This window comes from Phytobacter sp. V69, assembly GCF_965644215.1.
In the GTDB taxonomy this organism is placed as follows: Bacteria; Pseudomonadota; Gammaproteobacteria; order Enterobacterales; family Enterobacteriaceae; genus Phytobacter.
In genome coordinates this window covers 1-12534 of record NZ_CBFFRL010000143.1, presented here as the reverse complement: position 1 = coordinate 12534, position 12534 = coordinate 1, and the positions used below count along the sequence as shown (strand labels likewise).

Genomic DNA, 12534 nt, shown 5'->3' with positions numbered 1-12534 from the left:
AATTATCTTTCAATGGTCAAGCTGGGTTGCATCCGATTGTTTTACAAGAGGTTATGCAATTAAGGGACACAGCCTAGTACCCTTTTAACCGGCCACTATGGCGAGATGATCGTGAAGGGTGCGACCGTCACGCTGGAACTGGCGTTGGGCGCCTGGCTGCTGGCCATGTTTATCGCGTTGCTGCTGCTGGTTGTCCGCCTGTCGGAAAACCGTATCGCCATGCGCCTGGTGGCCGCTTACGTCTCGTATCACCGCAATGTGCCTACGCTTATCCAGTTGATGATGTGGTATTTCGCCATTCCGACGCTGCTGCCGGAGTCGGTACAGATGTGGATCAACGACTTCAACGCCGAGTTCCTCTTCTCGATGTTCGCGTTGGGATTATGCCAGGCTGCCTATTTCTCCGAAGATATTCGTAGCGGTCTGCGCGCCATTCCGGATGGACAAAACGAGGCAGCACGTGCGCTGGGGATGAGCTATATGCGGGCAATGGGCTCGGTGATCCTGCCGCAGGGGATCCGTAATGCCTTGCCCGCACTGATTAACCACACCGTGCTGCTGTTCAAAAACACCAGCCTTGCGATGGTCATCGGGGTCACCGAGTTGACCTACGTGACGCGCGATCTTGAGAACCAGACCTTCCGCACCTTTGAGGCCTATGCCATTGGCACGTTGGGCTATCTGGCGTTTTCGCTGCTGCTGATGGGGCTGGGCGCGCTGTTAGGCCGTCATTTTCAACGCGTGTACGCGAGGTAATCACTATGTTTGACGTTTTTACCATTTTGCAGGACCACGGCATGCTGCTCCTGATGGGGCAGTATCCGAACGGTCCGCTCGGGGGCGTACTGTGTACGCTGGTGATTTCTCTGCTGGCGGTGGTGCTCTCCTTCCCGTTGGGCGTGCTTGTTTGGCTGGCAAGATTATCCCCTTGGCGCGGGCTGCGCTGGGCGGCGGCCTGCTGGGTCTACACCCTGCGTGGTATCCCACTGATGATGGTGGTGTTCTGGACCTACTTCTGCGTGCCTTTGCTGATTGGGCAGAATATCAGCGGCTTTTCCACCATGCTTTGTACATTGGTTATCTACGAAAGCGCTTACATTGCCGAGATTGTGCGCGGCGGCATTCAGGCGCTACCGCAGGGGCAGTATGAAGCGTCGCGGGCGCTGGGGATGAGCTATCTGAAAACCCTGCGGCTGGTGATTTTACCGCAGGCGCTGTTCAACTCATTGCCGAGTCTGGTGAGTCAGTTGGTGTCGATCATCAAGGACAGTACCCTGGGCTATGTCATCAACGTCCCGGAGCTGACCTATGCGGCAAACCAGGTTAGCAACCAGCTCCTGACCAAACCGTTTCAGGTCTTCGCTATCGTGGCCCTGAGCTACTACCTCATCTGCTTTAGCCTGACCTGGCTGGCCAACCGGCTTGAGAGCTGGATAGCTAACAAACGGCTCAATGCACAGCCGCCGCGAGGCGAAGAGCAGAACGATCCCCTTTTCTTTGCCAACCGCAAACTTAATAAGGAAACATCATGATCCCGATGATTTTGTTTAATCAGGTCAATAAGTGGTATGGCGATTACCACGCTCTGACCGACCTCAGTGCCGAAGTCAAAGCGGGGGAAGTGGTGGTGGTTTGTGGCCCCTCCGGTTCCGGAAAATCGACGCTGATTCGCACGGTCAACCGCCTGGAGCCTATCGAACAGGGGCAGATTCTGTTTGATGGTATCGATATTCACGGCAGCAGCACACGCCTGAACCAACTGCGTACGCGTATAGGTTTCGTCTTTCAGAACTTCAACCTGTTCCCCCACGTGTCGGTGATGGACAACATCATGATGTCGCCGGTAAAAGTGCTGGGTACCAAACGTTCCGAGGCACGCAAACACGCCGGGGAATTGCTGGAGCGCGTGGGCTTGTCGCACAAGGCAAACGCCTATCCGGCGCAGCTTTCCGGTGGGCAGCAGCAGCGTGTGGCTATTGCCCGTGCGCTGGCGATGAAGCCGCCAGTGATGCTATTCGATGAGCCGACGTCGGCGTTGGATCCGGAAATGGTGGGGGAGGTGTTAAGCGTTATGCGTTCGCTGGCCCAGGAAGGGATGACCATGATGTGCGTCACCCACGAGATGCACTTCGCCCGGGATGTGGCAGACACTATCTGGTTTATGGATCAGGGACAGATTCTGGAAAAGGCGACGCCGGAGCAATTCTTTAGCGCACCGCAGCATCCACGTGCGCGGCGTTTCCTGAGTGATTTACTGAACTGACGGCACAGCCGTCAGTTTGACGCCCTGGCGGGTAGTGCGATGCCCGCCTGGACTGGCGTCATCTGGCGAAAAAAATCCTCATGCAGTGCAATCTGATTACGGCCGCGTTTTTTCGCCGTGTAGAGCGCGGTATCGGCGGCGCTGTAGAGGGTTTCAAAATCACTGTTTTTCAGGCCAAGGCTGACGCCGAAACTGGCGGTCACTAGCTGTTGCGGTAAAACATCCAGCGGCGATGCATTCAGGGAAGAGTGAATGTAGCTGGCGATAATCATCGCATCTTCAAGACGGGCTTCCGGCAGTAGAATCGTAAATTCTTCACCACCGACGCGACCAATCGCGGCACTTTCCGGCAGTGCGCGGCGAATGCGCGAGACCAGCGCGCAAATCCCCCGGTCACCCGTGGGGTGGCCATATTCGTCATTAATACGTTTGAAGTGGTCAATATCCAGCAGAATCAGGGCAACATTCGCCTGCGTCAGGGATTTATTGATGTTGTTGATGATAGCGCTGCGGTTGTATACGGCGGTGAGCGGGTCGTGCGTGGCTTCATACTCCAACTGCGCCGCCAGTTTTTGCAGTTGCTCATTCATGCGGTTTAGTTCGCGTTCCGCACGGTCGCTGCGGCTGATCACGCGGTAAGACTCGCGAATCAAGCGTTGATAGTGCTTCGCCACGCTCCACAGTTTTTCACGGCAGGCGTCAGCGGGAAGCGCGGCGTCTGCTGCCGCCAGGCGAGCCTCTTCGAGTACGGAATATTCCTCCTTGAATAGCTCATTGATATCTAGCATGCGTCAAGATCCGGGATAAGAATGACCGACAGGGAAGGGAAGTCGATACGTAACTCCTGACCGAATTCTTCGGAAATATCGTCTTCCGCGTCATAGTACCAGTGCAGCTCGCAGGCGATTCCGCCTTTCGCAAAGCCGTTCAGGCACTCAAACAGTTCAAACAACAGCTTGGTGCTGGAGCTATTGAAATAGCTCAGTGCAACATGCAGACGGACAGGCTCGCTGGTGGTTGGTTTATCTTGCAGCCAGCTCTCAATGGCCTGCAACAGCGGGCGAAAGAACGCCGCGGCGTTCTCCGGATACGCTTCACCTTTAAGCACCAGACGATGTGCTGAAAAATCAAAATTCACCTCCGGTGTGGCCTGGGTTGCGGGCTGCTCGATAGAAGAGGTCAATGTCATATCAGTCATGGCAAAACGTTGCCTTTAGGTGAAAGGCGGACAGCGAACTGGCCGCCAGTGGATGAATGCGATACTCCAGTGGCTCACTGGTATCCCGCGCCATGGTCAACAAACCAATATTCGCGCCTTTGCTCGTGGCCGGCGCTTCACTACGCAATCCTTGTTTCCAGGCATCGCGGATTTCCGCCTGGGTCATCGTGCGCAAGACTTCGAGGTTCGTTTTTAGCAAAGAGGATGCTTCCGGGCCCACAAGATTTGCGGTCTCAAGATAATAGTTCATGTGGTCGGTGTGAAAACACAATGAACCATAGCGCAATTCGTCCTGGCCCGTGCACAGAAAGCGTTCATCCGATGAATAGCGAACGATGTTTTGCCCCATCTCGATAAAGACGGAGAATAATTTGCGGCGTGTCGCAGAGGAGGCTTCGTGTTTATCCAGCCACGTACGCATCACGTCGCCCATCGACACAATGTGCTGTTGGGAAAAATAGCCCGTGTAAAAAAGCTCAACAGCGCTTTGCCGCTGAAGAGTGAAAAGGGGTAACAAAACTGCTTCTTTGACCTGCAGGTCGTTTATTTTCATTTAATTTATCACCAACGGAAACCAAACCACGTCATGTCATCACGCGACGATTGCTTGCCCTGCCAGCTACCTAGCGCCGAAAGCAGCGCCTCGGAAACTGACGACATCGGCAGCGCACGTTGCTGTAATAACAATGACTGAATACGTTTCTTACCAAACATTATGTCCCGCGGGCCGCCAATCTGATCCGTTACGCCATCGGTGACGATCAACAGCTGATCGCCGCGACGCAGCGGACGTTGATGACGACGCCACTGGTAATCAGCAGCCGTATCCGAATAGCCAATACCCTTGCGGTCGCCGTCCAGATTGACAACGGTCGCGTCGTCCGCGCCGAGCATAAAGGCATGCATGCGCGCGTTAGACCAAATGAGCTGCTCATTTTGCGTATCGACAAACACGGCAATGGCGTCGCAACCATCGTTGGACTGGCCCATATCTGCCGTGGGATGGCTCTGGCTCAGCGTCTGTTTTATATAGTGGTTAATCGACGCGAGCAGGCAGTCTGGCTCGTGAGCCTGCGCCTGGGTCAGCGCTTTTTCGAGCGCCGACGAAAAAATAAAGGTCATAAAGGCACCGGGGACGCCGTGCCCGGTACAATCGGCCAGTACCAGCAGCCATCCGTTTTCGCAGCGCTGGAAGGCGTAAATATCGCCGCCGACGCAGTCACGCGGGTGCCAGTACAGGCACCAGTCATTCAGCGTTTGCTCAATGTTCTGCCGTGAACGGTTGAGCATGGACTCCTGAATAATTCGTGCATACTCAATGCTTTGCATGATTTGCAGATGCTGCTTAGCTTGCAAATCGGACACCGTACGAATCAAGTCAAGACCCAGGCCAATGCCAGTGTATTGATTGTCTTCGGTGAGGATAAATCCTTCGGTAATCGCTTTGTCGCCGGTTTCGATAACGCGCTCGGCCAGGTAATCCAGGCCTGCGTCAGCCTCGACAATCAGCGGCGTCTTATCCATAAACGCGATACAGCTTTTCTGGTCATAGAGTTCATGGAAGAACGGACGGCTCATCTGCGAAAGAAAAATGTGGCGATTGATCATGCCGATGGGGCGATTCTGTTCCAGAACCGGCAAACCAATCAGTGACTTATGTTCAGAGAACATAGACATGACCTGCACATTATTTGCTTCGGGGGTTACGTGCGGCACGGCAATACGTAACACGCCAGCGGTGAGCTGTCGCGATGAAAGAGGTATATCCATGATCCTGCTATTTTCCTTAATAAGAATAATCTGAGGATAAAGCCTGATTGTGACGTTTTCATTTCATGGGATTACAGACAGGAATTACGGTAGATTATTGTTCCTAAAGGCAAACCGTAGCCACTTTTCCAGCCGAAAAAAAAGCCCGCACTTGACGAGCGGGCAAATAATACTGGAAGCAATGTGAGCAATGTCGTACCGAATACCTGAGTGATTCACTCAACTATTCAGTAATGAGAAAGATAATCTTTATCATTTTGGTTATCAACCCCAAATTTAGTGCAGTTTTCAAAAAAAGGGGGGAAAGCGGTGCGCCGATATCAAAAATAGCACCTGACGGTCCCCTCGCCACAGTAAGTACTCGTAGCCCCGGTAAGCACGCGCCACCGGGGATCCTGCGCTGACATCAAAAACCGCACCTGACGACGCCTTCTTCCCTTTGGAGAGAGTAAGGGGAGACCTAAAGCACCAGCGCCTCAAACTGCTTCCAGCTCACCTCATCAACGTGGATACCTTCCTCCAGACGCTGTTGATAAGCCCGCGCTTCCGGCTCGCCGGGAAGCAACACATCGCGACCCTGCTGGTCGTGCTGCATCCAGTCCAGTTGAGCAATCACCTCCTGGGCATAATTTTCCCCTGCGCCCAGACGGGCAGGATCGAAAATAATAGAGAGCATATTGTTGATGATGCCCGGGCGGGGTGGGATCTGGTGGCTCTCCGTCTCGCCGCCGGTTAACGCTGCTCCCAACAGACTGCAAATCAACGACAATCCCGCACCTTTGTGCCCGCCGAAAGCCAGCAGCGCGCCCCGCGGTTCTTCCATCAGCCAGCGCGGATCCGTTGTGGGGTTGCCCTCTGCATCCACCGCACAGCCCGGCGGAATGGCGCGTCCTTCATTCCAGGCGATACGCGCTTTATTCCCGGCAATCGCGCTGGTGGCGAAATCCAGAATCACTGGCGCGCGACCGCTAACCGGCACCCCCACGCAGAAGGGATTGGTGCCAAGACGCGGGTTACGTCCTTCAAACGGCAATACCGCAGAAGGGGCGGCGACGTTCGCAAAATGGATCGACACCAGGCCTGCTTCTGCAACCTGCTCGGCCCATGCGCCAATGCGCCCCAGATGGTGTGAATCCGCCAGGCTAACCAGCGCAACGCCATATTCCTGCGCACGTTCAATGCCCGCTGCCATCGCCTGTCTGCCGAGGACCTGGCCAAAACCTTGTCCGCCATTAAAGGAGAGCAGGGGGCCTGCATCGCGAATCAGCCGCAACTGTGCCGAAGGATTCAGATCGCCTGCCAGTATGGCGCTGATATAGCGTGGAAGCAGGGTAACGCCGTGCGAGTCGTGACCCTTTAGCGAGGCTTCCACCAAATTGTCAGCGACCTGGCGGGCACTGTCCTGGGGAGTATTGACGCGCACAAGATGTTGCTCCAGCAGTGTGCGTAATTGCTGGTGGGTTAATACGGGCATAATTAATCTTACCGGAATCAGGGTTATTGAGCGTATTTCGACTATAGCGAGGATGCTTTTTTTACATAACCATCAAAATTAACTTAGCTTTGCCAGTTTTTAACTATTCGCTTTTTATAAAGCCTATTGTGAATTTTTAGATAAGCATTGCTAATAAAATCATTTCCTTTTTACTGCCCCGCCAGCAAATCATTTTCCGCATATTACTTAAAGACCTCCGGGGAAAGGACATGAATAAAATGAAAATCATCGCCAGCGCAATGTTGACCGTTGTGCTGAGCGGTATTAGCGCATCGGCGCTGGCAGAAGGGAAAATCAGCATTGCGCAGCAGTTCGGTATCGGTTATTTGATCCTTGATGTAGTGCGCGACCAGCAGCTTATCGAAAAGGAAGGGAAAAAAGAGGGGCTGGATATTGAGGTCGACTGGCGCACCATTTCCGGAGCGACGGGGATGAATGAAGCGCTGCTTTCCGGCGCGCTGGATGTCGCATCCGCCGGGGTTCCGCCGCTTCTGACCCTGTGGGATCGCACCAAAGACAAGCAGAACGTGAAGGCGATAGCTTCATTAGGATCGATGCCGAACTACCTGCTGAGTAATAATCCGGCCGTAAAAACGATTAAAGATCTCAGCGATAAAGACCGTATTGCGGTGCCAGCGGCAGGTGTCGGATTCCAGTCACGGACATTGCAGATAGAAACCGCCAAATTATATGGCGATGCGGATTTTAAACGCTTCGATAATATCAGCGTCAGCTTGCCTCACCCGGATGCCAGCGCTGCATTAATTGCCGGTGGATCGGAAATCACCACCCATTTCTCCAGCCCACCATTCCAGTATCAGGCGCTGGAACACAGCAATGTGCATAAAATTCTCAGCTCATATGATGTGCTTGGCGGACAGGCAACCTTTAACGTGTTGTACACCACGCAGAAATTCCATGATGAGAATCCTAAAACCTACAAAGCGTTTTATCGTGCGCTGAGTGAAGCGGCAAACATTATTAATGCCGATAAAAACGCCGCCGCAGAAACCTATATTCGGGTCGAGAAATCTCGTCTGCCGCTGGCACTGGTGCAAAAAATCGTTAATGACCCGGAAATCAGCTTTACCGTCTCGCCTGAACGTACGGGCGTGTATGCCGAGAAACTCCATGAGCTGGGCGTGTTGAAAAACAAAGCCGACTCCTGGAAAGACTATTTCTTCAATGAAGCGTGGGAAAACCCAGGCAGTTAAGCCGCATGGCGGAGGCAATGATGGCACAGACAACGTCCGACGGACCGCTGCTGCAGGTCAGAAACGTGGATATCGAATACCGCACCCGCGAACGCCAGGTGCGGGCAACCCATGATGTCAGCTTTGATGTCTGGCCAGGCGATCGCTTTATTTTGCTCGGGCCATCGGGATGTGGGAAATCCAGCCTGCTGAAAGCGGCGGGCGGCTTTCTTGCACCGCGCGGCGGGGAGATGTTGCTGGAGGGGCAGCGTATTCGTGCTCCGGGTCCGGAACGGATGATGGTGTTTCAGGAGTTCGACCAGTTGCCGCCCTGGAAGACGGTGCTGGAGAACGTCATGTTCCCACTGCTGGCAAGCCGCAAGGCCACTCGCGCGGAAGCCCGCGATACGGCGCTGCATTTTCTTAGCAAAGTGGGGCTGGCGGATTTTGCCGATGTGATGCCGCATATGCTGTCCGGAGGCATGAAGCAGCGCGTGGCGATTGCCCGCGCGCTGGCGATGAAGCCACGTATTCTGCTGATGGACGAACCTTTTGCCGCCCTGGATGCCCTGACGCGTCGCACCATGCAGGAAGAGTTGCTCGCCCTGTGGGAAGAGGAACGCTTTACGCTGCTGTTTGTGACGCACTCCATCGAGGAGGCGCTGGTGGTGGGAAGCCGTATTCTGGTGCTGTCACCCCATCCTGGGCGGGTGCGTGCGGAACTCAATTGCCATCAATATTCCCTGAATGATTACGGCAGTGAAGATTTTCAACATGCTGCTCGTCATATTCACGATTTGTTATTCCCGACCACGGCGAACGACCCGCGGCCCGAACCGAAACAGGAGCGCGCCTATGTCGCAGCCACCTTACATTCGTCCTGAATTTGAGCACGAGCTTGCGCCGCTGCGTGACCTGCCGGTCGAGACGCCGCTGCCTCTGGGCCAGCGGTTGTGGAACCAGACATGGCTGCGCAAGTCGCTCATTCTGCTGCTCGTGCTGGCATTATGGGAGCTGGCGGCGCGGGTGGCGCAAAATGATTTGATGCTGCCCGGCGTGGTGCAGACCCTGCATGCCTGGTTAGAGGATATGCGCAATGGCGAGCTGCCAGCCAAGATCGTTAATTCGTTTAGCACGTTGTTAAAAGGCTATTTGATTGGCAGCGTTCTGGCATTGCTGGCAAGTGCGCTGGCGGTGACCACCCAGTTTGGTCGCGACCTGCTGAGCACGCTGACAGCGATGCTCAACCCGCTGCCCGCCATCGCATTATTGCCGCTGGCACTGCTGTGGTTCGGGCTGGGTAATGTCAGCCTGGTGTTTGTGCTGGTGCATTCGGTGATGTGGCCGATTGCGCTCAATACCTGGTCGGGGTTCAGTGGCGTGCCGGAAACCCTGCGTATGGCCGGGCGCAACTATGGACTGAGTGGTCCACGTTATGTGCTGACCATTTTGATCCCGGCGTCGTTGCCGTCGATCCTTTCCGGTTTGAAGATCGGCTGGGCGTTTGCCTGGCGTACGCTGATCGCCGCCGAACTGGTGTTTGGCGCGTCGAGCGGGCAGGGCGGGCTGGGGTGGTATATCTTCCAGAACCGTAATGAGCTGTTCACCGACCGGGTTTTCGCCGGGCTGGTGACGGTGATCGTCATTGGCCTGTTGGTGGAAGGCGTGGTGTTCGCCACGCTGGAGAAGGTCACTATTAAGCGCTGGGGTATGCAGCGTTAGCCGCTGTGTTGCTTTTTCCCCTCACCCTAACCCTCTCCCTCAAGGGAGAGGGGACCGATCGAGCGCGTTGGGTATGGTAGCCCGGATAAGGCGACGCCGCATCCGGGAGCATCCCCGGTGGCGCAGACGCTTACCGGGGCTACGGACTGGTAGCCCGGATAAGGTTACGCCGCATCCAGGAGCATCCCGGTGGCGCAGACGCTTACCGCGGATACGGACTGGTAGCCCGGATAAGGTTACGCCGCGTCCGGGAGCATCCCCGGTGGCGCAGACGCTTACCGGGCTACGGACTGGTAGTCCGGATAAGGTTACGCCGCGTCCGGGAGCATCCCCGGTGGCGCAGACGCTTACCGCGGATACGGACTGGTAGCCCGGATAAGGTTACGCCGCATCCGGGAGCATCCCCGGTGGCGCAGACGCTTACCGCGGATACGGACTGGTAGCCCGGATAAGGCGACGCCGCATCCGGGAGCAACCCCGGTGGCGCAGACGCTTACCGGGGCTACGGACTGGTAGCCCGGATAAGGTTACGCCGCATCCGTGAACACTCCCGGAATTACAAAAGCCTGCCGACTAACAGACTCTCCTGCGTATTTTCATTTCTCTCCCCTGGTGCTTTTGTCAGTTTTTGTCAGTAATATCCGTGCGGGCATTTTTTTGCATTGCGATGAGAGAGTGATGGAAATTCTGTTTGGCGTGGTGGTCATTATGGCGCTGTTCTTCCATAAAGCGTGGAGCACAGCGAAAGAGAGGAAACACTACTCCCCTTCAAGCCGGGCGCTACGTGTGATGAATGCGACCTCCGGTCAGATGCAACCCTCATGGCAGCAAGACGTTGGGCTGCGCGCGCTGTTCACCACTACCCTGTGCGAAGCCACCATGTGTAAAGGCGTGCCGGACTGGTTTTTAGAAAGCATTGCGGGCAATGAAGAGGGGATGAAATACCTCACTGGCCACGCCGCGCTGATGGAAAGCTACGGCGCAACCTTTCGCGAACAGACCCTGGCAGCCGCCGAACTGGTCGACGGCGCCTGGCAACGCTCGCAATCTCGCGGCTATTAGTCTCAGTGCGCGCGCGGGGTGCGGCGCGCAAAGCTGGCAGAAATCCTGTCGAGCAAAATGGCCATCAGCACCACGACCAGCCCGCTTTGCGAACCCAGACCAATTTCCAACTGCTGAATACTGCTCAGAATGTCATTTCCCAGACCGCCCGCACCGACCATTGAGGCAATGATCACCATCGACATCGCCATCATGATGGTCTGATTAATCCCGGCCATAATCGACGGCTGCGCGGCCGGTAACTGCACCTTCCACAGCAGTTGCCACGGCGTACAGCCAAAGGCAATCCCCGCTTCCAGACGAGCCGCATTCACCTGGCGAATCCCTAAATCCGTCAGGCGCACGACCGGCGGCATCGAAAACAAAATGGTGGCGAAGATGCCCGGCGGGCGGCCCAGACCAAACAGGATGGTCGCCGGGATCAGATACACAAAGGCGGGCATCGTCTGCATAAAGTCCAGCAATGTGCGTACCACGCTGCCGACCGCTGCGCGCCGCGCGCTCCAGATCCCCAGCGGAATACCCAGCAACAGGCTGAAAAAAGTCGATGAAAGAGTCAGCGCCAGCGTGATCGCCGCGTGCTCGCTGTAGCCGCTATAAATGATGTACAGCGTCGCCAGCAGGGCAAAAAGGGCAAACGCTTTGCCGATGCGTCAGCCACCAATTACCACCGCCAGCGCCACCAGTCCCCAGGGGGAAAGCCAGCTCACCAGCTGTTCAAGGCCGCCGGCAAAACCGTCGATTACCCTGGCAAAAACGTCAAAAAAACCCCCGGCGTTCGCCAGCAGGGCGTGGACGGCGTCATCAATCTGCCGACTGAAATCTAATGGATAAGCCATGGAACCCCTTAGCGCGTTGGCCAGATATCGGCGTAGTTTTCTGCCATTTGCCAGCGGGAAACATCCACGCCGGAAAAGAAGTGACGCACATAGGCGGTGGCCGGGGCGTTGATCAGGGCCTCTGGTTTACCCACCTGCACCAGCTTGCCCTTTTCCATAATGGCGATGCGGGTGCCCAGGCGCAGTGCTTCTTCCATATCGTGGGTAACGAAAATGATGGTGCGGAGGGCTTCTGCCTGCAATGTCAGCAGCAGCGTTTGCATCTCCCGGCGGATGATCGGGTCGAGCGCCGAGAAGGCTTCATCCATCAACAGTACCGACGGATTGACCACCAGCGCACGGGCCAGGCCAACGCGCTGCTGCATCCCTCCGGAAAGCTGGTGCGGATAGTGGTCTGCCACATTGGCAAGGCCGACCTTTTCCAGCATCAATTGCGCCCGGGAATAGCGGGCCATGCGGGGGATTCCTGCGACCTCAAGGCCAAAAGCGACATTGTCCAGTACGCTGCGTTCTTCAAACAGGGCGAAAGACTGGAACACCATGCCGATGTGTTCGCGGCGCAGCGTAATCAGGTCTTTATCTGCCAAATCAGCCAGCGCGCGACCCTGAAACGCCACCGTTCCGGAGCTGGCGGGAATCAAATGGTTAAGGGTTCGCAGCAGGGTGGATTTTCCCGAGCCGGATAATCCGACGATGACAAAAATCTCGCCGCTGAATATTTGCAAATTAATATCCGTCAGAGCATTGACCGACGGCGTACTTTGTTTGCGAGTGAAAAAGCTTTTCTTGCTTCCGGGATAATAATTCTTATTAACCGATTGCAAATCAAATAAGGGCTGCGTCATAGCGTTGTCTTTATTTTATGAGATCCGTTACACATTAAGGAAGGTGCGATTAGCGAATTCAGATAATAAGTGCAACGCTCGGACATGATTGTGGAGAGTGTAGGAGGAAGGGTTAACTACCGATAA

General features: G+C 55.4%; 15 protein-coding genes. 7 read left to right on the top strand and 8 right to left on the bottom strand.

The genetic code is table 11. From position 1 onward, the window contains the following. Positions 1-105: 105 nt before the first annotated feature. The 3 genes from ACSZPU_RS18105 to ACSZPU_RS18095 are packed head-to-tail and all read left to right on the top strand — an operon-like array spanning position 106 to position 2263. Complete coding sequence (locus tag ACSZPU_RS18105; RefSeq protein ID WP_499001569.1) at positions 106-756, top strand: amino acid ABC transporter permease; 651 nt, start codon at positions 106-108, stop codon at positions 754-756. 5 nt (positions 757-761) lie between these two features. Continuing rightward, positions 762-1532 carry an amino acid ABC transporter permease gene (locus tag ACSZPU_RS18100; RefSeq protein WP_499001567.1) on the top strand — a complete coding sequence of 257 codons (771 nt, stop codon included), beginning with the start codon at positions 762-764 and terminating at the stop codon, positions 1530-1532. Beyond that, a complete protein-coding gene (locus ACSZPU_RS18095) occupies positions 1529-2263 on the top strand; it encodes an amino acid ABC transporter ATP-binding protein (RefSeq protein WP_499001564.1) in 735 nt (244 codons plus the stop codon). The genes ACSZPU_RS18100 and ACSZPU_RS18095 overlap by 4 nt, the downstream gene beginning before the upstream one ends. An 11-nt stretch (positions 2264-2274) precedes the next feature. On the opposite strand, the gene ACSZPU_RS18090 is transcribed toward ACSZPU_RS18095, so the two are convergent. From ACSZPU_RS18090 to ACSZPU_RS18070, 5 genes are all read right to left on the bottom strand, one after another. Further along, complete coding sequence (locus tag ACSZPU_RS18090; protein ID WP_499001561.1) at positions 2275-3051, bottom strand: GGDEF domain-containing protein; 777 nt, start codon at positions 3049-3051, stop codon at positions 2275-2277. Beyond that, positions 3045-3461, bottom strand: a complete 417-nt coding sequence (locus tag ACSZPU_RS18085) for a DUF1987 domain-containing protein (RefSeq protein ID WP_499001558.1) — start codon at positions 3459-3461, stop codon at positions 3045-3047. The genes ACSZPU_RS18090 and ACSZPU_RS18085 overlap by 7 nt, the downstream gene beginning before the upstream one ends. Beyond that, positions 3454-4035, bottom strand: coding sequence for a SiaB family protein kinase (locus ACSZPU_RS18080; RefSeq protein WP_499001555.1), 582 nt, complete (start codon positions 4033-4035; stop codon positions 3454-3456). Before ACSZPU_RS18080 ends, ACSZPU_RS18085 begins: the two co-directional genes overlap by 8 nt. Before the next feature lie 8 nt (positions 4036-4043). Further along, a complete protein-coding gene (locus ACSZPU_RS18075; protein WP_499001553.1) occupies positions 4044-5252 on the bottom strand; it encodes a SpoIIE family protein phosphatase in 1209 nt (402 codons plus the stop codon). A 460-nt stretch (positions 5253-5712) separates the two neighbouring features. Beyond that, positions 5713-6726: a malate/lactate/ureidoglycolate dehydrogenase gene (locus ACSZPU_RS18070; protein WP_499001551.1), complete on the bottom strand. Its 1014-nt coding sequence runs from the start codon at positions 6724-6726 to the stop codon at positions 5713-5715. Positions 6727-6986: 260 nt separating this feature from the next. Between ACSZPU_RS18070 and ACSZPU_RS18065 the strand changes: the two genes are divergently transcribed. From ACSZPU_RS18065 to ACSZPU_RS18050, 4 genes are all read left to right on the top strand, one after another. Continuing rightward, complete coding sequence (locus ACSZPU_RS18065; RefSeq protein WP_499001574.1) at positions 6987-7961, top strand: ABC transporter substrate-binding protein; 975 nt, start codon at positions 6987-6989, stop codon at positions 7959-7961. 20 nt (positions 7962-7981) lie between these two features. Next, positions 7982-8824 carry an ABC transporter ATP-binding protein gene (locus tag ACSZPU_RS18060; protein ID WP_499001572.1) on the top strand — a complete coding sequence of 281 codons (843 nt, stop codon included), beginning with the start codon at positions 7982-7984 and terminating at the stop codon, positions 8822-8824. Further along, positions 8796-9662 carry an ABC transporter permease gene (locus ACSZPU_RS18055; protein WP_499001549.1) on the top strand — a complete coding sequence of 289 codons (867 nt, stop codon included), beginning with the start codon at positions 8796-8798 and terminating at the stop codon, positions 9660-9662. Before ACSZPU_RS18060 ends, ACSZPU_RS18055 begins: the two co-directional genes overlap by 29 nt. 678 nt (positions 9663-10340) lie before the next feature. Continuing rightward, positions 10341-10724, top strand: a complete 384-nt coding sequence (locus ACSZPU_RS18050; RefSeq protein WP_499001547.1) for a hypothetical protein — start codon at positions 10341-10343, stop codon at positions 10722-10724. Between the two features lie 2 nt (positions 10725-10726). On the opposite strand, the gene ACSZPU_RS18045 is transcribed toward ACSZPU_RS18050, so the two are convergent. The 3 genes from ACSZPU_RS18045 to ACSZPU_RS18035 all read right to left on the bottom strand — a co-directional run bounded on the left by ACSZPU_RS18045 (position 10727) and on the right by ACSZPU_RS18035 (position 12408). Then, complete coding sequence (locus ACSZPU_RS18045; RefSeq protein ID WP_499001545.1) at positions 10727-11254, bottom strand: ABC transporter permease; 528 nt, start codon at positions 11252-11254, stop codon at positions 10727-10729. A gap of 123 nt (positions 11255-11377) precedes the next feature. Continuing rightward, the gene (locus ACSZPU_RS18040) at positions 11378-11563 is read right to left on the bottom strand and encodes a hypothetical protein (RefSeq protein ID WP_499001542.1); all 186 of its coding nucleotides are present in this window, start codon (positions 11561-11563) and stop codon (positions 11378-11380) included. An 8-nt stretch (positions 11564-11571) separates the two neighbouring features. Then, positions 11572-12408, bottom strand: a complete 837-nt coding sequence (locus ACSZPU_RS18035; RefSeq protein WP_499001540.1) for an ATP-binding cassette domain-containing protein — start codon at positions 12406-12408, stop codon at positions 11572-11574. Between the last annotated feature and the right edge of the window lie 126 nt (positions 12409-12534).

Coding starts and splice junctions, on each gene's coding strand:
- ACSZPU_RS18105 (WP_499001569.1), top strand. CDS start 106: ATGATCGTGAAGGGTGCGACCGTCACGCTGGAACTGGCGTTGGGCGCC.
- ACSZPU_RS18100 (WP_499001567.1), top strand. CDS start 762: ATGTTTGACGTTTTTACCATTTTGCAGGACCACGGCATGCTGCTCCTG.
- ACSZPU_RS18095 (WP_499001564.1), top strand. CDS start 1,529: ATGATCCCGATGATTTTGTTTAATCAGGTCAATAAGTGGTATGGCGAT.
- ACSZPU_RS18090 (WP_499001561.1), bottom strand. CDS start 3,051: ATGCTAGATATCAATGAGCTATTCAAGGAGGAATATTCCGTACTCGAA.
- ACSZPU_RS18085 (WP_499001558.1), bottom strand. CDS start 3,461: ATGACTGATATGACATTGACCTCTTCTATCGAGCAGCCCGCAACCCAG.
- ACSZPU_RS18080 (WP_499001555.1), bottom strand. CDS start 4,035: ATGAAAATAAACGACCTGCAGGTCAAAGAAGCAGTTTTGTTACCCCTT.
- ACSZPU_RS18075 (WP_499001553.1), bottom strand. CDS start 5,252: ATGGATATACCTCTTTCATCGCGACAGCTCACCGCTGGCGTGTTACGT.
- ACSZPU_RS18070 (WP_499001551.1), bottom strand. CDS start 6,726: ATGCCCGTATTAACCCACCAGCAATTACGCACACTGCTGGAGCAACAT.
- ACSZPU_RS18065 (WP_499001574.1), top strand. CDS start 6,987: ATGTTGACCGTTGTGCTGAGCGGTATTAGCGCATCGGCGCTGGCAGAA.
- ACSZPU_RS18060 (WP_499001572.1), top strand. CDS start 7,982: ATGGCACAGACAACGTCCGACGGACCGCTGCTGCAGGTCAGAAACGTG.
- ACSZPU_RS18055 (WP_499001549.1), top strand. CDS start 8,796: ATGTCGCAGCCACCTTACATTCGTCCTGAATTTGAGCACGAGCTTGCG.
- ACSZPU_RS18050 (WP_499001547.1), top strand. CDS start 10,341: ATGGAAATTCTGTTTGGCGTGGTGGTCATTATGGCGCTGTTCTTCCAT.
- ACSZPU_RS18040 (WP_499001542.1), bottom strand. CDS start 11,563: ATGGCTTATCCATTAGATTTCAGTCGGCAGATTGATGACGCCGTCCAC.
- ACSZPU_RS18035 (WP_499001540.1), bottom strand. CDS start 12,408: ATGACGCAGCCCTTATTTGATTTGCAATCGGTTAATAAGAATTATTAT.